The organism is Bacillus sp. BB081, assembly GCF_008368895.1.
GTDB lineage: Bacteria > Bacillota > Bacilli > Bacillales > Bacillaceae_G > Bacillus_A > Bacillus_A wiedmannii.
In genome coordinates this window covers 1-17946 of sequence record NZ_QOZX01000022.1, presented here as the reverse complement: position 1 = coordinate 17946, position 17946 = coordinate 1, and the positions used below count along the sequence as shown (strand labels likewise).

The window sequence follows — 17946 nt, the reverse complement described above, 5'->3', positions numbered from 1 at the left end:
TCACAGAATCTTTCTAGCAAACTAGTAAGAAGAAAGGTACAATGATAAGAGGTATGTCTGTAAAATAATAATTAATGGAGTTTTGTTTAAAATGAAAAAGTTAAAATATCTTTTTGTTTTTGGAATTATATGTGCTGCCGCGTTTTTTATAGGGAAAGATAAAATTATACAAAAGGCGCAAGTGTTCCGTTTAGAGTTTCTATCTGAAATGAAAGAAGCGACTATGATTGAAAATGTTCCGTTTATAAATCAGTTACCAGAATTACCTCGTGGATGTGAAGTTACAAGTTTGGCTATGTTGCTACAATACAAAGGTATACAAGTAGATAAGATGCAACTTGCTAGCGAAATTCATCGTGTTCCATTTGAACAAAATGGTTTACGTGGAAATCCTTATGAGGGGTTCGTTGGAAATATTTATACGAAGGCAGAGCCAGGATATGGTGTATATAATCAACCCATTTTTAATTTAGCAGAAAAATATGCTCCTGAAAAAGTAGTTAATTTAACAGGTAGAGACGTGCAAGATATGTATAAAGTAGTTAGTTCCGGTTCGCCAGTATGGGTCATTATTAATACAACGTTTAAGCCACTAGCCGAGAGTAGTTTTGAAACATGGAATACAAGCTCTGGCGAAGTGAAAATTACATATTATGAACATAGTGTAGTAATAGTTGGGTATGATCAAAACTTTGTATATGTAAATGATCCACTTAAAAATAATCCGCGTTTTGCTGTTCCGCGAGCAGAGTTTGAGAAAGCTTGGGAGCAAATGGGGAAACAAGCGATTACTATATTATAATACTGAAAAAGTCATCTTTTTGATGGCTTTTTATTTTTAAGTTATTATAACGGAAAATTCAGAAGATTCTTTTAAAAGTTAACAATTCACGTTATAATAACATTTAACTTGGTGAAGAAGGGGCGAAGAGAAATGGATGTTGCAAAGGAACTGGTTTTATCGAAAAATCAATTAATTGAGTGGAGAAGGCATTTTCATAAGTATCCAGAGTTATCTTTTCAAGAAGAAAAAACATCACAGTTTGTATTCGATATACTTCGAAAAATCCCATATTTAGAAGTGTCAAGACCTACTAAATATAGTGTAATGGCAAGGTTAATTGGTAAGCAACCTGGTAAAACCATCGCGGTTCGTGCTGACATGGACGCTCTTCCTATTCATGAAGAAAATGAGTTTGATTTTATTTCTACATATCCAGGTGTGATGCATGCATGTGGCCATGATGGACATATAGCGATATTACTTGGGGTCGTACATAAGTTAGTAGAAAAAAGAGAGAAGATTAAAGGTGAGATTCGTTTTCTCTTCCAACATGCAGAAGAAAACTTTCCTGGCGGTGCAGAGGAAATGGTTGCAGCGGGTGTAATGGAATGTGTGGATTATATTATTGGTGCTCACCTTTGGGCGTCGTTAGAGGTTGGTAAAATAGGTGTAATTTATGGTCCTGCAATGGCTGCTCCAGATGTTTTTAAAATTACGATAGAAGGAAAAGGTGGACATGCTGGAATCCCTCATGAAACGGTTGATAGTATTGCAATCGGTACACAAGTCGTTTCGCAACTTCAGCACATTGTATCTCGCCTCACAAATCCGTTAGATTCCCTTGTAGTATCTGTTACGCAATTTCATGCTGGGACAACCCATAATGTGATTCCAGAACAAGCGGAGATTGAAGGGACAGTGCGGAGTTTAAGACATGAGTTGCGAGAAGAAACCGAGAAAAGGATTGAACGGATTGTGAAGCATGTGACGGAATCTTACGGGGCGAAATATACATTTTCTTATGAATATGGATATCGACCGGTAGTAAATGATTATGAAGTTACAGAGATTATTGAGCAAACAGCATTACAGCTGTATGGAAGAGAGCAAGTTACTCGTTTACAGCCGACGATGGCTGGAGAAGATTTTTCAGCGTTTTTACAAAAGGCGCCAGGTACATTCTTTTTTATCGGAGCGGGAAATAACGAGAAAGGAATTATATATCCTCATCATCATCCTCGTTTTACGATTGATGAAGATGCATTACCGATTGGAGTGGAAGTCTTTGTATCATCCATTATGAATTTTATAAGTAAAGGAGAATGAGATGAAGAAAATACACGTATTAGCGCTTATTCCAGTTTTTTGTTTAATTATTGGACCCGTATTTGCTAATTCAGTTACTCCTTACGTATTAGGGATGCCATTTTTATTGTTTTGGATATTGTTATCGGTACTCATTACGTCTCTTTGTATGGGGCTTGTGTACGTATTTGATCCTGCTAATAAGGGGGATGTAAAATGACCGCCTTACTTATCATTATTTTATTTTTGTTTCTCGCACTATTTTTAGGAATTCGGGCACAACATGGAAAAGATATGAATTTAGAGCAATGGTCAGTTGGTGGAAGAGGATTTGGCACTATTTTTGTTTTTCTTCTTATGGCAGGTGAAATTTATACGACGTTCACATTTTTAGGTGGAAGTGGATGGGCGTATAGTAAAGGAGCACCTACTTTCTATATTTTAGGTTATGGTGCATTAGCTTATATTTTATCTTACTTTTTATTGCCGCCAGTTTGGAAGTATGCGAAAGAGCATAATCTTGTGTCGCAGCCAGATTTTTTTGTGAAGAAATATAGGAGTCAGACACTTGGCATTATCGTTTCTATTATTGGGGTTATTTCGATTATCCCCTATCTTGTTTTACAGTTAAAAGGATTAGGAATTATCGTTTCGGAAGCGTCTTATGGAAGGGTATCACCAGTTATTGCAGTGTGGATTGGTGCAATTGTTATAACGATATATGTAATGGTTTCAGGTATACACGGCTCTGCTTGGACAGCCGCTTTGAAGGATATTATGATCCTGTTTATCGTTATGTTTTTAGGTATATATTTACCATATCATTATTACGGAGGATTTCAGCCGATGTTCGAAGCGGTAGAAGCAGCGAAACCAGGATTTTTATCTTTACCTGATGAAGGGATGAGCATTTCTTGGTTTGTTTCTACTATTGTATTAACAGCTCTCGGTTTCTATATGTGGCCCCATACATTTGCTTCTGCTTTCTCTGCAAAAAATGAAAAAGTATTTAGGAAAAACGCGGCGATCATGCCCCTTTATTCTTTAGTATTGCTTTTCGTATTTTTTGCAGGCTTTGCTGCCATACTGCAAGTTCCAGGGTTAAAGGGAGGGGATGTAGACCTTTCGTTATTCCGTCTCGCTCTTCAAACATTTGATCCATGGTTTATTGGGATTATTGGTAGTGCAGGAGTATTAACAGCATTAGTTCCGGGTTCCATGCTTGTTATGGCGGCGTCGACTTTATTAGCAAAAAACATTTACCGAACAATGGTCCCATCTGCTTCAGATCGACAAGTTGCAAAAGCTGCGAAATTATTTGTTCCTGTAGTAACGCTTGTAGCTGTTTTGTTCACTTTTAAAGGTGGAGAAACGATAGGGGCACTTCTTTTAATGGGATATAGTATAGTGACACAACTTTTCCCTGCACTTGTATGTAGTTTGTTTCCACGTCAAGTTATTACGAAGCAAGGGGCAATTGCAGGGATGGGGATTGGGTTGTTAGTGGTCGCATATATTACTTTATCTGGTTCAACTATAGCTACGATGTTTCCAGCTTTCCCTCAATATATAAAAGATTTAAATGTAGGTATAGTCGCATTGTTAATGAATATGATTGTGATGTTTATCGTTAGCGGGTTCACGAGAAATGTGTCTATAAAGACAGACAATATAATAGTAGAAAAGTAATCCGTGTGCTAGAGCTATCTTTGAAAAGAGATAGCTCTTTTTTGTATATATTTCCTTCTATTAGCGGAATCTAACTAAAAACTTGTTGAAAAGGAAGTTAGGTGGGGGAATTGTTAGAGTTAAAAGGTAACTTATTTGAAATTATGAAAGAAATTAGGGATGAGTTAGGTTCGCCTAATGATTTAACAATTAGGGAAGTTGCTCTTGCAGGTAGTCTTACACGTTGTGCGGTTGTGTTTTTATGTGGATTAACAGATAAGGATAATGTTTATAAATACGTCGTTCGTACACTGCAATATGAAGAAGTTTCAAATGAAGCAGCTGTTGTTCAAACGTTATTGGATCGTTTTATTTCTATTGCAGAAGTTGGTAAGAAGACAACGTTTCCGGATATTATAAATGCGATTTTAGCAGGAGATACAGTTATATTAATCGATAATATTCAAAACGCTATCGTGATTAATAGTAGAGCTTGGGAAAAAAGAAGTTTAGAACCGCCAGTAACAGAAGATTTAATACGTGGACCGAGGATTGGATTAAATGAAGATATTAACGTGAATAAAATGTTAATTCGCCGTAGTTTACGTGACCCGAAGTTACGGTTTCAATCTTATATTATGGGGAAGCGATCGCAGAAAGAAGTAACCCTAGTATATATAGAAGATATTATTAATCCTTATATTGTGAAAGAGCTAGATCGGCGTCTTCAATCAATAGAGACAGATGTCGTTTTTGAGACGGGTACGATTGAGCAATTAATTCAAGATAATAATTTGTCACCGTTTCCGCAGTTTTTGAATACAGAAAGGCCTGATAATATTGTGGCCTCATTAGCGAAAGGAAAGGCAGCTATTTTGGTGGACGGCTCACCGTTTGCCCTTATAGCTCCGCTAGTATTTGTTGATATTTTTCAATCTGTGGAAGATCACTATGAGCGTTGGGTAATTGGAACTTTATTAAGAATTTTGCGGATGGGTTCGGGTATTGCTGCTGTTTTATTACCTGCCATGTACGTAGCGCTTGTATCGTATCATCAAGGGCTTATTCCATCTAAATTAGCTTATTCTATTGCGGGAGCGAGAGAAGGGGTACCATTTCCGGCATATATAGAAACGTTAATGATGGCATTAACGATGGAGTTAATACGAGAAGCGGGAATTAGGTTGCCAAAACCGATGGGGCAAACAATTGGGATTGTAGGTGGTCTCGTAATTGGAGAAGCTGCGGTGAACGCAGGGATTGTAAATCCATTTTTAGTAATTATTATTGCAGTTACTGCAATTGCTACATTTTCACTGCCTGTATATAGCATTACAATTACGTTTCGGATTTTACTTTTTGTCTTTGTTTTAGCGGCGACTGCTTTTGGGCTATATGGAATTATTTTAGCCCTTATTGCACTTGCGGTTCATATTACGAATTTGAAGAGTGTTGGGGTGCCATATACAACGCCTATTGCTCCTGCATTTTATAAAGATTGGCAAGAAGAACTTATTCGTATGCCAAAATCGATGTTGAAAGATAGACCAGAGTACTTACAAACGAAAGATTCTACAATACGTCCAAAGGAGCGAGAGTAATTGAAACCATTTGAATATGGGGATGAAGAAATTGGATCTCGGGAACTTGGTTTTGCGGTATCGTCGACAATTATTGGGATAGGTGCATTGTCTATGCCGCGAGATATTGCTATGCAAACCTTATTTTCAGACGGTTGGATTATTTTGCTTTTGGGTGGATTGATATGCGCGGTTTTAGGTTGGTTTGTAACGAGGGTAGCTATTTTATTCCCGAAACAAAACTTTGTTCAATATACGAGTGCGCATTTGACAAAGCCTGTTGCATACACAATTAGTAGCATTTTAGTATTAACGTTTGCTGCTTTGACAGCATATGAGTCACGAATGATTGCAATTATTTCACAAACGTATTTATTTAGTGATACACCGATACAACTACTGTCTTTCTTCTTCTTATTAGTCGTTATTTATGGAATAGCAGGATCAAGAGCTGCCTTATTAAGGTTAAATGTTCTATTCTTGCCTATCGTTTTAATTGCGATAGTGCTTCTTTCTTTATTGAATATAAATTTAATGGAAATAAATAATTTACTACCAGCTTTTCAAACGAATATTAGTCAATATGCAGTTGGCGTTAAAAATTCTATCTTTACGTTTATTGGATTTGAGGTAGCTTTATTTTATGCTGTGTTGCTGAATGATAAGACAGCGAAAAAAGCGCCAATGGCAGTTGCAAAAGCGGTGATAGTAAACGTGTTGTCATACATTTTAATATATGTAACTTGTATTAGTGTTTTTACGTATATGACAACGCGTGGATTGACATATCCAACAATTGAATTAGGGAAAGAAATTGAAATTGGTGGGGGTTTTTTAGAAAGGTTTGATGCAATTTTTTTTACTACTTGGATTATTACTATTTATAACACGACAGCAATGTATTATGACGTCGCATCTTTATTGTTTTGTGCTATGTTTCCGAAAGTGAAGAAACATATTTTTATTTTCGTAAGTGCCCCTATTATTTTTATGGTGAATATGATACCGAGTAGTTTAAATGATTTGTCAAATTACGGTACGTATTTAGCTTGGATAGATATGGGGTTTGTTGTGTTAGCACCTTTGCTCGTTTTTATTGTATATAAAATAAAAAGAAGGAATGGTGGAAATGAAACACCTTCTTAAAATCATAATGGTTATGGTTTTAGCTGGATCTATTAGTGGGTGCTCTGAGCTAGAAGAAATAGAAGAAAGGGGATTTGTAGTAGGTGCAGCCTATGATATTGTGAAAAAAAAGAAATCAAATCCAATTATGAAAGGGACGTATCAGATGGTACTTCCCAGTAAGTTAGCGCAGCAAGGTGGCCAAAGCGGTGGAGATAGTGAAAATTATATTAATGTTAGTGCGAAGGCAGATAGTGTCTTTGAGCAAATACGAATTATTGCCAAAAAAATTAGTCGCTCACTATTCTTTCCGCACATACAAGTGATAATTTTTTCTAAAGATTTATTATCGAATCCATATGTTTTACAAAATACGTTAGATGTATATATTCGTGATCATGAGATGAGAAGAAATATACGTTTGTTCGTTTCTAAGAAAAATGCAGAAGCTATTTTAAAGCAGAGCGCTAAGCCTGAAAATTTACCGGCGCAGTATATTGATATGTTAGCTGAGCATCCTCCGAAAAATGCTCAAATGATTGAAGCTGCAAGAATTGGTGAGGTACAGCAAAAAATGATTGCTAACCAAAGTTTTGTATTACCTATTCTTGAACTAACAAAACAAGGGGTGCAAATGAACGGGGCGGCGTTATTTCGTGGAAAAGATAATAAGTGTGTAGGCAGTTTGAATGGAGAAGAAACATTAGGAATGAATTATGTAATAGGTAAAAAAATTGGAGGGTTCTTTACTATCCGTAAACAAGGTCAGCTTGTTACATACGAAATTCATAAGATGCGCCGAAAGATTAAAGTATCTACGGAAAATGCTACAAAACCGAAGTTTGATATCCATTTATCTTTGGAAGGGACTTTAGCAGAGTTACATTTTAGTGATCATAAACAAATTATGAATGAAAAGCGATTAAAGAAAACCATTGCGGAAGAAATGGAGAAGCGTATCCAAAAATCGATTAAGCTTGTTCAAAAAAAATATAAGGTAGATGTATTAGCGTTAGGAGAAGTATATAAGCGGCATAATTATAAAGAATGGAAGAAGATAGATAAGAATTGGGATCAAGGCGAAAATTACTTTAGTAATGCTGAAATTACTGTTCATGTTCATCCAACAATTGAACATTCAGGTTCCGCCTTACCGAAAAGAGTGAAATAAGGTGATGTAAGTTGTTTACTGGATTAGGGATTAGTTGCACGATATTAATGGCAGTTCTTCCGGGAGCCGTATACTTTATTCATAAGAAACTCACAACGTATGGAGCACAGCCTTGGAATACTGATGCACAAAAAAAGAAACCTGAATGATATCAGGTTTCTTTCGCGCAAAGCAAATGTGAAGGGGGATACCTTCTATGTATGCTTTGCTTTTATACAAGCCCTAACCAATGTACCAACTGTGTAGAGAGGAATGTCACAACAATGGCGATAACGGTAGGGATTGCAAACGATAAGAATGTCCATTTTGCACTTTTTGTTTCTTTATATATGTTAACCAGTGTTGTTCCACATGGGAAATGAAGAAGTGAGAACAACATTGTGTTTAACGCTGTTAACCAAGTCCAACCATTTTCTAAGAATAGATTTTTAATTTGATTAAAATCATCTATTTCAGTTAAAGCTCCAGTTGATAAATAAGACATTAATAAAATCGGGATAACAATTTCATTCGCTGGTAGTCCAAGAATGAATGCAGCTAGAATAAAACCGTCAAGTCCTAACATTTTAGCAAATGGATCTAGGAAGTTTACAAAATACATAAGTAAGCTTGTGTCACCGATGAAAATGTTAGCAAGTAACCAAGTTAATGCAGCCGCAGGAGCAGCTACAACGACAGCTCGTTTTAAAACATAAATTGATTTATCGAGTGTTGCACGCACAATTGTATTCCAAACCTTTGGCTTACGGTACGGCGGTAACTCAAGTGTGTAGTGAGTTGGCACACCTTTTAAAGCTGTCTTTGATAGTACCCAAGAAACGGTTAATGTCATAATAACACCAATTACAACCATTCCAACTACAACGCCAGCGGTAACTAATGTTTGCATACTACCTGTATAACCAGCGGCCATAAATAATGAAGCCATTAAAATTAACATAGGCCAGCGACCGTTACAAGGAACGAAGTTGTTTGTTAAGATTGCAAGCATACGTTCACGTGGTGATTCAATAATACGTGTTGACATAATAGCGGCTGCATTACAACCAAAGCCCATTGCCATTGTTAAAGATTGTTTGCCATGTGCACCGGAGCGTTTAAATAAGCGATCCATATTAAAAGCGACACGTGGTAAATATCCGTAGTTTTCTAATAGTGCGAACATAGGGAAAAAGATTGCCATAGGTGGCAACATAACGCTAATAACAGCACCGATACCACGGAATAAACCAAGTATTAAAATGCCATGTAGCCATTCGGGTGCATGTGCTGCCTGGAACCAAGATGTTAAATATCCTTCGGTCCATCCGAAAAACTCAGCAATCATATCAGATGGTACGTTAGCACCTGCAATTGTAAGATAAAAAATAATAGATAAAATACCGAGCATAATTGGAAATCCCCAGATTGGAGATGTGAAAATTTTATCTAGTTTTTCAGAACGATACAATTTATCAGTATTTGTATATTGAACAGACTCTTTACATATGCTTGCAGATGTTCGATAAATATCTCCGACAATATCATCTCGTATATCTTCTTTTGAGAGTGCTTGTGCATGTTGAATAATATAGTCTAATGGAAGAGCTTTACTGGCTGAGTGAGATTCCATTCATTACGACCTCCCTTACAAGTGGTTCATTATGGTGTTTTTGAAGTGTAGTTAAGAAATTTTTATCTCCATCTAATATACGTAACGCAATCCAACGTGCTGGATACGTATCACCGAACACTTTATAAATTTGTGGTTCTAATTCCTGAATCATATTTTCGATTTTTTCACTGTAAGAAATTTTAATTGGTGTTGGAATTAATTTTTTATTTGCTACTTTAGCGATAACACTTAGCAAATGTCCAATACCTACTCGGTTACGAGCAGAAATCTTAACTACAGGTACACCGAGCGATTTTGCTAATTTCTTTTCAGCAATAACGATGCCTTTTTTCTCCGCTTCATCAATTAAATTAATACAAATGACTACATTGCTTGTCATTTCCATCACTTGGAGGGCTAAATTTAAATTTCTTTCCATTGCAGTTGCATCTATAACAACTACAGTTACTTCTGGTTTTTCAAATATAATATAATCTCTTGCTACTTCTTCATCCGCAGAATTTGAATATAGTGAGTAAGTTCCAGGTAAATCTATTAATGTATATTTACTGCCGTTATGTTCATATTCCCCTTCAGCTTTTAAAACAGTTTTTCCCGTCCAGTTTCCAGTATGTTGTTTTAAGCCTGTTAAAGTATTAAATAATGTACTTTTCCCGGTATTCGGGTTGCCAGCTAAAGCAATGCGATGTTTGCTCATCTGAAATCATCTCCTATTAATACCCCGAAAATAAGGGAACTTTCTTCCTTACGTAGTGCAATAGTTGTGTTGCTTACTTGATAAGCGACCGGATCTCCGAGAGGACTGCGCTGTAATACTTTAATTGTTGCCCCAGGAATAAATCCTAAGTCTAATAACCGCCGTTTCATAGTTCCTTCTAATTGTATCTTCTCAATTTGTACGAACTCTCCTGTCTTAAATTCGGAAAGTGGTTTTGTATTAGCCGATACCATAAAAGTTACCTCATCTCTATATTGTTAGTTTAAGTCTAAAAAGTTTCCTTAGGTAAACTTTTTGTTAGTAATATAGTAGACTACATTGGATGATGCTGTCAATTGGTACTTTAAAAATATTCATTTATTTTTAGAATTGTTCCAATTTATTTAGTTGTACTAAAAAATATTACTGAAATTCTGTTTAATGTAAATAAAGTAAGAGTGTAAAAGTTAAAAAATACAATGGATTTGTAAATGTATCTTTAACTAAAAGGGGAAAAGAGCGAAAAATATTTACATTGAATTTACATTGTTAAGAATAAATTTACATTACAGCTTAATTAGTGTGGATTTTGTTGGATTCTTTAACTATAAATGTTGGGATTCCTAGCTTTTAAGGGTTATTATCGTCATTTACTTAAAATTAAAAATTGCTTAACACTCACATAATATTGTTGTCCTACAATGAATTTGTGTTCGAAAGAAAATGAATTCGAAAAGTGATAATCCAAATGGGGGTACAAGACATGATTATGAAAAAAGGTATTAAATTTTCTTTAGCGGCTTTAGTGGTGGCAGGAGCGTTAGTTGGATGTGGGAAAGCAGATGATACAGCTAGTAAAGAACCTGCTAAAGGAAGCGATAATACAAAACAAGAATTATCAGGTACGATTGCAGCAGCTGGTTCTACAGCTCTTCTACCTCTTGCGGAGGAAGCTGGAAAGAAATTCATGGAGAAAAATTCAAAAGTTTCTATTCAAGTGCAAGGTGGCGGTAGTGGAACTGGGATTAACCAAGTAGCATCGGGTGCAGTACAAATTGGTAATTCAGATGTTCCGTCGGGAGATAAAATAAAAGATGCTGAAAAAGCGAAAGAATTAGTAGATAACAAGGTTGCGGGTATTGCATTCGCACTTGTCGTAAATAAAGATGTAAAAGTTGATAACTTAACAGTGCAACAAGTACAAGATATCTTCACTGGGAAAGTAACAAACTGGAAAGAGGTAGGCGGGAAAGATGAAAAAATCAACGTAATTAACCGTCCAGCTTCATCTGGTACACGTGCTACATTTGAAAAGACAGTTATGAAGGAAGCGAAAATTAACGATGGAACTGGTACAACACAAGATTCTAACGGTGCAGTAGAGCAAGCAATCAATTCTACTCCAGGTTCAGTAAGTTATTTAGCAATGTCTTACATGGTTGGCGATAAAAAAGGTGCGCTACAAACAGTGAAAATTGATGGTTCTGAACCAAAAGTTGAAAACATTTCGTCTGGTAAATATCCATTCTGGTCTTACGAGTACATGGTAACAAAAGGTGAAGCGAAAGAAGCAACGAAAGCTTACATTGATTATGTAAAAGGCAAAGACTTTGAAAAGCAAGTAGAAGATATGGGTTACATCCCAATGTCTAAATTAAATAAGTAATAAATTTTTATGGGGCTGGCTGCAAGGCCAGTCCTGTTCATTTCAATCTATGAAGTGGGGTCTGACCTGTGATGAAGGGGAAAAAACAAATTAATTACGTAAAAAGTGAATATATAGGAAGATCGCTTGTTACGTTTTGTGGTATTTTTATTGTTTTAATTACATTAGCTATTATTGCGTTTATTTGCGGTAAAGGTATTCAATCTTTTACACAAAGTGGTATCTCATTTACTGAGATGTTAACATCGACAAAATGGAATCCAAATGCTGACGAAGGAACCTTCGGGGCTTTGATTTTTATTGTAGGTTCAACGGTGGTTTCGTTAGGTGCGGTTATTATTAGTGCGCCAATTGCTATAGCTCTTGCTATATTCATGAATTTAATTTCGCCGAAGTTTGGAAATAAAGTATTGAAGCCCGTTTTAGAATTATTAGTTGGTATTCCTTCGGTTGTATACGGATTATTAGGGGTTACGATTTTAGTGCCGCTATTACGTGATTCGTTCGGGGGAGTGGGATTTAGTTTAATTGCAGGTATTGTTGTATTAAGTATTATGATTTTACCTACTATTGCTAGTATCGCTTCTGATGCAATACGCTCTGTTCCATTTGATTATTTAGAAGCTTCTTACGGTCTAGGATCAACGAAATGGCAAGCGGTTAGCCGAGTGATTGTTCCTGCTGCGAAAAAAGGAATTTTAACAGGTGTTGTTTTAGGTTTAGCGCGTGCTTTTGGTGAAGCATTAGCGGTTCAAATGGTAATCGGGAACACAATTAAATTACCAGAAGGAATATATAGTCCGACAGCGACGTTAACTGGTATTTTGACAATGGACATGACAAATACATTGAACGGAACTGCTTGGAATAATGCGCTATGGACTTTAGCGATGATTTTACTTGTTATTTCATTCCTGTTTATTTTAGTAATTCGAGCGATTGGGCAAAGAGGTGAGCGATAATAATGAATGCAAGAACGGTAAATAAAATTTGGACAGGTATCTTTTACGCAGTTGCAGCTTTAGTTGTAGCTCTGCTAGTATTCTTAGTGTTTGAAATTTTGCAAAAGGGATGGGGATTTTGGGATCCTAATTTCTTGTTTGGAGAACCAAGTAATACAAGAGCTGGTGGTGGGATTGGTCCGCAGTTATTCAATTCCTTCTACATGCTTGTTATAACGCTTGTTATATCTATTCCTCTTGGGTTAGGTGCTGGAATATATTTAGCAGAGTACGCAAAACAAGGGCGTTTTTTAAATTTTGTTCGTTTATGTATTGAGACAATGGCGTCTTTACCTTCTATTGTTGTTGGTTTATTCGGTTTGTTAGTGTTCGTTACAATGACAGGCTGGGGATACACAGTAATGGGTGGTGCTCTTGCTCTAACTATTTTAAACTTACCAGGTTTAACACGTGTTTGTGAAAATGCAATTTCAGAAGTTCCTCATAATGTAAAAGAGGCGAGTCTTGGATTAGGTGCAACGAAGTGGCAAACGATTGCTCGTATTATTATTCCGTCGTCATTACCGCAAATTATTACAGGTATTATTTTAGCGGCGGGTCGTATATTTGGTGAAGCGGCAGCGTTAATTTACACAGCGGGTTTAACATCCCCGATTTTAAATTCAGCGGCGGACTTCTCAAGTCCTGCGCATCCTTTAAATCCATTTAGACCAGCTGAAACGTTAGCGGTTCACATTTGGAAGTTAAATTCTGAAGGAGTTATTCCGGATGCAAAGTTGATTGCGACAAAATCTGCAGCTGTATTAATTATTATGGTATTACTATTCAACGTTATTTCACGCTTAGTAGCATCTGTATTGCACAAACGTTTTACAGGAACGAAAAGAAAAAGTAAACCGACGAAGAAAGTAAAAGCGGCATAAATGATAAAGAGGAACTCTCTATTTATAAGTAGGGAGTTCTTTTTGTATTTTAATATAGAAGGAATGGATGTAAGGATTGTTGAATTTGTAATTGATTATATAGATGAATAGGTGCGGATGAGAGGGGAAGTTACTTTGTTTTTTCTACAAATGTCAGGATTTCCAGGATCGGGAAAATCCACAGTTTCTAAGTATATAGCGAAGTTAACAGGTGCTGTAATTATAGATCATGACGTTTTGAAATCAGCGTTGTTACAATCATTAGAAATGAAAGGGATTGAATCGACGATTGTTGGAGGAGTATCATACGATATTGAATGGGTATTGATTGATTCTTATTTAGAACAAGGGCATAGTGTGATATTGGATAGTCCATGTTTATATGAAGGGATGGTTGAAAAGGGAATGAAACTGTCTAATAAACATGGTGTAAAATATAAATATATCGAATGTTATCTTAATGATATGGAAGAGATTAACAACAGACTACAAACACGTAAGCGTATGGTCAGTCAGATTGGACTAGTAGGTTCGGAAGTAGCTTTTAAAAAATGGTTAGATGGTAGTGAAAGACCTTTAAATAGTGAATATCTTATTGTGGATTCTAGTGAACCTCTAGAGCGGTATGTGGAAAAAATGATGGATTATATGAGTAGGTAGAGAAAAAGCGTTATCTTCATTCATGAAGATAACGCTTTTTCTTTTAAATATCAGGTGTTTCTGTGGAAGTGCTTATTTTTCTACGAGAGCGTCTTTTTCTCCCGATTTTATCCAATAATTCATACATAACTGGAACGACTACTAATGTAAGAACGGTTGAGACCGCTAAACCACCGATAACAACGACTGCCAAACTTTTTGATACCATGCTTCCTGCTTGCGATTGACCAAATAGGAGAGGAAGCATCGCGACGATCGTTGTTATAGCCGTCATAATAATTGGGCGTAATCTAGTGGAACCCGCTTCTAGTAAGGCATCTCTTGTTTCCATGCCGTGTTCCCGATTTTGTTGCACTCTTTCTATTAATACAATAGCGTTTGTAACGACAATCCCGATTAACATTAATGCGCCGATCAAGGAATTTACATCAACAGGTGTTCCTGAAATGATTAATCCTAAAATACCGCCGACAGCTGCTAATGGCAAGGAGAACAAAATTGCAAAAGGGGCGCGCGCCTGTCCGAAGGTGATAACCATAATTAAATATACAATCCCGATTGCAATCCCCATAATTTTGAATAGGTCTGTGAAGTTTTCTTGCATAGATTCAGTTGCACCTGCAATAGTTACTTTGGCGCCGCTAGGCAAATCTAAGTTAGCTATCACTTCGTTTACTTCTGTGCTTACTTTGCTTAAATCTTCATTAGACGCCTCTGCAGTAATTTGAATCGTTTCTTTCCCATCTTTATGGAAAATTTCTGTTTGAAGTTGCTTTTCTGAAATAGTTGCTATGTCTTTTAAAGGAATTGGTCCATTAATAGGTGATAATATGTTTGTGTTTAAAATGTCTTCTCGTTTAGTAATGTTTTCTTTTTTGTGTTCTATCATAATAGTTGTTTTTTCATTATTGATTGAAACTTCACCAATAGGTGATTTCTTCATAAGGAATGCCACTTGTTGAGCTGCTAATTCTGGTGTTAATCCTAGTTGTTCGGCTTTTGTTTGATCAATATGGATTTGCCATTCTTTCTTAGAGTCTTCTAAATTCGTTTTTACTTTAGAAAGAGCATCCATATCTTTTAGTTTTGTTTCAACGAGAGTAGCAGCCTCTTTTAAATTCGTTTCGTTAGTTGCTGTTACGTTGAATTGCAAAATGTTGCCACCACCAGAGCTTGAATAACTTGTTTTTATATAATCTAGTTCAGCAGGCTCAAAAGCTTTATGTTCTTTCTTTAACTCTTTAATATATTGATCAATATCAGAGCCTTTCTTGAAGACTACAAATATACTGGCAAGATTATTTTTTGTCGTTTGTCCCCATTGTGCATCTTCTGCGCTAGATCCCATTCGTAAAATAACATCTGTTACATCCGAATTAGAAAGTAATTTCTTTTCGAAATCGAAGGCTTTTTGTTTTTGCGTTTCAGGAGCGTAATCAGCTGGGAAAGTCATATTAATAGATAACATTGTGTCGTCTTCAGATTTTATGTTCGCTTTCGGTAGTAATACATAGGCTGCAATTGATCCTGCGAATAATAAAAAGGCGGTAAGTAGAATAATGAATTTATGCGAAAGAGCCCACTTTAATGTAGCGACATATCGTGGTGAAGAACTTGGCTTTTTGTGTTTTGTTTTTTTGAGTAGTAAAAACGCCATAAGTGGAACAACTGTTAGTGCAACGATTAAGGATGATAGTATAGAATATACAACTGCTAATACCATAGGTAACATTAATTTTCCGATTACTCCTGATACGAGGCCGATAGGTAAGAAAACAGCGACTGTTGTTAAAGTAGAAGAAGTAATTGCGACGGCGACCTCTTTCGTTGCATCGAGAATAATATCTTTAGAGAAAGATTCTTTTTGTAAACGACGGAAAATATTCTCGATGACAACGATACTATCATCGACGAGACGTCCAACTGCAACTGCTAAACCACCAAGCGTTAAGGTGTTAAGTGTGATGTTAGATTGGTGTAGTAAAAAGAGTGTTAATAAAATAGATAATGGAATACTGACAACGGCGATGAGTGTCGTTCGGAAGTTACGCAAAAAGATTAAGATAATTAGAGTTGCAGCAATTGCTCCAAGAATTACTTCTTTGCCCATACTAGTAACAGCATTTTCAACTTGCTCATGAGTTGAGGCTAAAAGTTTAATAGAAAACTGATCTTTATATTGTTTACTTATATCTTTGATTTTCTTATCGATTTCCTTTCCGATTGCAACTGCATTTTTACTTGGCTCTTTCATGATGATTAATCCGGTTCCTTCTTCTCCGTTTATATGTGAGATTGTATCGTAGTGTTGTTTAAGTTCAATTTGAGCAACATCTTGTAATTTTACTTGAGGTGCAACGGTTATGTTTTTAATATCATCTACATTTTTTATATCCCCAATGACACGAAGGTTATATTCTTCTTTATTAACGGTAACGGCTCCAGCTGGAGTGGACGTTTCTTTTCCTTGTAAAACTTTTAATATTTGCTCGGTTGTTACGTTTTTATCTTTTAATTGGTTTGGGTCTAGTACGATAGATAATTCAGAAGTTGATTTTCCGAAAAACATAACGTTGGCAACGCCATCAATGCTTTCGAGTTGTGGTACGATTTCTTTTTCGATTTGTTTTTCATCTGCTTTTGAAAATCCATTTTGCTTCTGGATTGCAATTTGAGCGAGTGGAATCATAGAAGTATTTAATTGGCTTACTACGGGTTTCGTTGCATCTTTAGGTAATTTAATTGTATTAATGGCTTTTTCAACTTCGCGTGCTGCATCTTTCATATTTGCTTTGGATGTATACGCGATATCGATGCGTGATAATCCCTCGTGCGTAGAAGAGGTGATGCTGTCGATGTGTTCTAAGTTGCGAAATTGTTTTTCGAGGGGATCAGTTACTTCTTTCGTCATCGCTTCAGCGTCGAGTCCTTGAGATAAGGTTGTGACAGTGACTGCTGGATTATCGATGCTTGGTAAAAATTCCATAGGTAATTTAGAGCCGGAATAAATGCCGAGTATGGAAATGAGAAAAACCATGATGATAACAGCGGCGCGGTTTTTTAATGAGAACTTTGTTAACCTATCCATAAAGTGATTCCTCCATTGGTTTATTTATAGTTGAGTACGTCCTTTCTTACTATATAACAAAAAATGGATATTTTTCATTAATTAAATGTAAAAAAATTCTAAAAATATTCTTAAGTTAATATTTTTGTTGGGATGTCTTTAGTTAGCGCGCTATTCGCTGGGTGATAAGACCTTTGCTTCAAAATTCGGTTGGATTCGTCTGATCTGTTAATAATCTTCGGGAAGAACAAAATCAAAGATCAGCATGTTCGCTTTATTATAGAAAGTGAACATGCTGATTGGAGAGGGAAGTGCTGAATCTATTTTTTTAGTTTGGATTGATTTGTTTTTTTATATTGTTAGTCTATAGAGAAGTAAATGATCAGGGCTTTAATATAGAAGAGAATGAAAATCTAGGAAGGGGTTATGAAATACAGTTTGGTTAACTAGAGTGTATTGGTATACAATTTAAATAGCTGTTTTCCATAGATGGGATGAGGTGTCTCTATATAGAAGAAAGTAGGATGGATATTTTTTTGTGTTTTTTTTAAAAAAACACTTGTTATTTAAAAATCATGATGGTATATTAATAAACGTCGCTGATGCGGAAACGCAGAAAACGACAAAAAAGAAATTTTAAAACGTAGTTGACATCGAAAAATGAAGATGTTAATATGGTGAAGTCGCTTCTGAAGCGGCAGACAAGTTCTTTGAAAACTGAAC

The 17946-nt window shown here is 36.0% G+C and carries 16 protein-coding genes; 12 read left to right on the top strand and 4 right to left on the bottom strand.

Features of this window, described 5'->3' with window-relative positions:
* Positions 1 to 91 precede the first annotated feature (91 nt).
* The 8 genes from DN394_RS12470 to DN394_RS28955 all read left to right on the top strand — a co-directional run bounded on the left by DN394_RS12470 (position 92) and on the right by DN394_RS28955 (position 7782).
* A complete protein-coding gene (locus DN394_RS12470; protein ID WP_149293836.1) occupies positions 92 to 802 on the top strand; it encodes a C39 family peptidase in 711 nt (236 codons plus the stop codon).
* 132 nt (positions 803 to 934) lie between these two features.
* Positions 935 to 2110 (top strand): amidohydrolase, encoded by a 1176-nt coding sequence (locus tag DN394_RS12465; protein WP_097917673.1) that lies wholly within the window; start codon positions 935 to 937, stop codon positions 2108 to 2110.
* A gap of 1 nt (position 2111) precedes the next feature.
* Positions 2112 to 2309, top strand: coding sequence for a DUF3311 domain-containing protein (locus DN394_RS12460; RefSeq protein ID WP_097917672.1), 198 nt, complete (start codon positions 2112 to 2114; stop codon positions 2307 to 2309).
* A complete protein-coding gene (locus DN394_RS12455; RefSeq protein WP_097917671.1) occupies positions 2306 to 3778 on the top strand; it encodes a sodium:solute symporter family protein in 1473 nt (490 codons plus the stop codon). The genes DN394_RS12460 and DN394_RS12455 overlap by 4 nt, the downstream gene beginning before the upstream one ends.
* A 101-nt stretch (positions 3779 to 3879) precedes the next feature.
* On the top strand, positions 3880 to 5358 hold the full coding sequence (gene gerLA, locus DN394_RS12450) for a spore germination protein GerLA (RefSeq protein WP_097917670.1): 1479 nt from the start codon (positions 3880 to 3882) through the stop codon (positions 5356 to 5358).
* Positions 5359 to 6483 (top strand): spore germination protein GerLB, encoded by a 1125-nt coding sequence (gene gerLB / locus DN394_RS12445; RefSeq protein ID WP_098110383.1) that lies wholly within the window; start codon positions 5359 to 5361, stop codon positions 6481 to 6483.
* Positions 6467 to 7633, top strand: coding sequence for a Ger(x)C family spore germination protein (locus DN394_RS12440; protein ID WP_141475206.1), 1167 nt, complete (start codon positions 6467 to 6469; stop codon positions 7631 to 7633). Before gerLB ends, DN394_RS12440 begins: the two co-directional genes overlap by 17 nt.
* A gap of 11 nt (positions 7634 to 7644) precedes the next feature.
* Positions 7645 to 7782: a hypothetical protein gene (locus tag DN394_RS28955; protein WP_087979478.1), complete on the top strand. Its 138-nt coding sequence runs from the start codon at positions 7645 to 7647 to the stop codon at positions 7780 to 7782.
* Between the two features lie 62 nt (positions 7783 to 7844).
* Here DN394_RS28955 and DN394_RS12435 read toward each other — a convergent pair whose 3' ends face one another.
* The 3 genes from DN394_RS12435 to DN394_RS12425 are packed head-to-tail and all read right to left on the bottom strand — an operon-like array spanning position 7845 to position 10199.
* Entirely contained in the window at positions 7845 to 9245 is a 1401-nt protein-coding gene (locus DN394_RS12435) for a nucleoside recognition domain-containing protein (RefSeq protein WP_087979479.1), read from the bottom strand.
* Positions 9223 to 9945 carry a FeoB small GTPase domain-containing protein gene (locus DN394_RS12430; protein ID WP_000033850.1) on the bottom strand — a complete coding sequence of 241 codons (723 nt, stop codon included), beginning with the start codon at positions 9943 to 9945 and terminating at the stop codon, positions 9223 to 9225. Before DN394_RS12430 ends, DN394_RS12435 begins: the two co-directional genes overlap by 23 nt.
* Complete coding sequence (locus tag DN394_RS12425; protein WP_000252989.1) at positions 9942 to 10199, bottom strand: FeoA family protein; 258 nt, start codon at positions 10197 to 10199, stop codon at positions 9942 to 9944. Before DN394_RS12425 ends, DN394_RS12430 begins: the two co-directional genes overlap by 4 nt.
* Positions 10200 to 10708: 509 nt before the next feature.
* Between DN394_RS12425 and DN394_RS12420 the strand changes: the two genes are divergently transcribed.
* From DN394_RS12420 to DN394_RS12405, 4 genes are all read left to right on the top strand, one after another.
* Positions 10709 to 11611, top strand: coding sequence for a phosphate ABC transporter substrate-binding protein PstS family protein (locus tag DN394_RS12420; protein WP_131933925.1), 903 nt, complete (start codon positions 10709 to 10711; stop codon positions 11609 to 11611).
* A 71-nt stretch (positions 11612 to 11682) separates the two neighbouring features.
* Positions 11683 to 12573, top strand: coding sequence for a phosphate ABC transporter permease subunit PstC (pstC, locus tag DN394_RS12415; protein ID WP_000676675.1), 891 nt, complete (start codon positions 11683 to 11685; stop codon positions 12571 to 12573).
* 2 nt (positions 12574 to 12575) lie between these two features.
* Entirely contained in the window at positions 12576 to 13496 is a 921-nt protein-coding gene (pstA, locus tag DN394_RS12410; RefSeq protein ID WP_097994502.1) for a phosphate ABC transporter permease PstA, read from the top strand.
* A gap of 135 nt (positions 13497 to 13631) precedes the next feature.
* A complete protein-coding gene (locus tag DN394_RS12405) occupies positions 13632 to 14156 on the top strand; it encodes a P-loop nucleotide/nucleoside kinase family protein (protein WP_097917666.1) in 525 nt (174 codons plus the stop codon).
* Between the two features lie 43 nt (positions 14157 to 14199).
* Here DN394_RS12405 and DN394_RS12400 read toward each other — a convergent pair whose 3' ends face one another.
* Positions 14200 to 17244 (bottom strand): efflux RND transporter permease subunit, encoded by a 3045-nt coding sequence (locus DN394_RS12400; RefSeq protein ID WP_098705006.1) that lies wholly within the window; start codon positions 17242 to 17244, stop codon positions 14200 to 14202.
* Positions 17245 to 17946 lie beyond the last annotated feature (702 nt).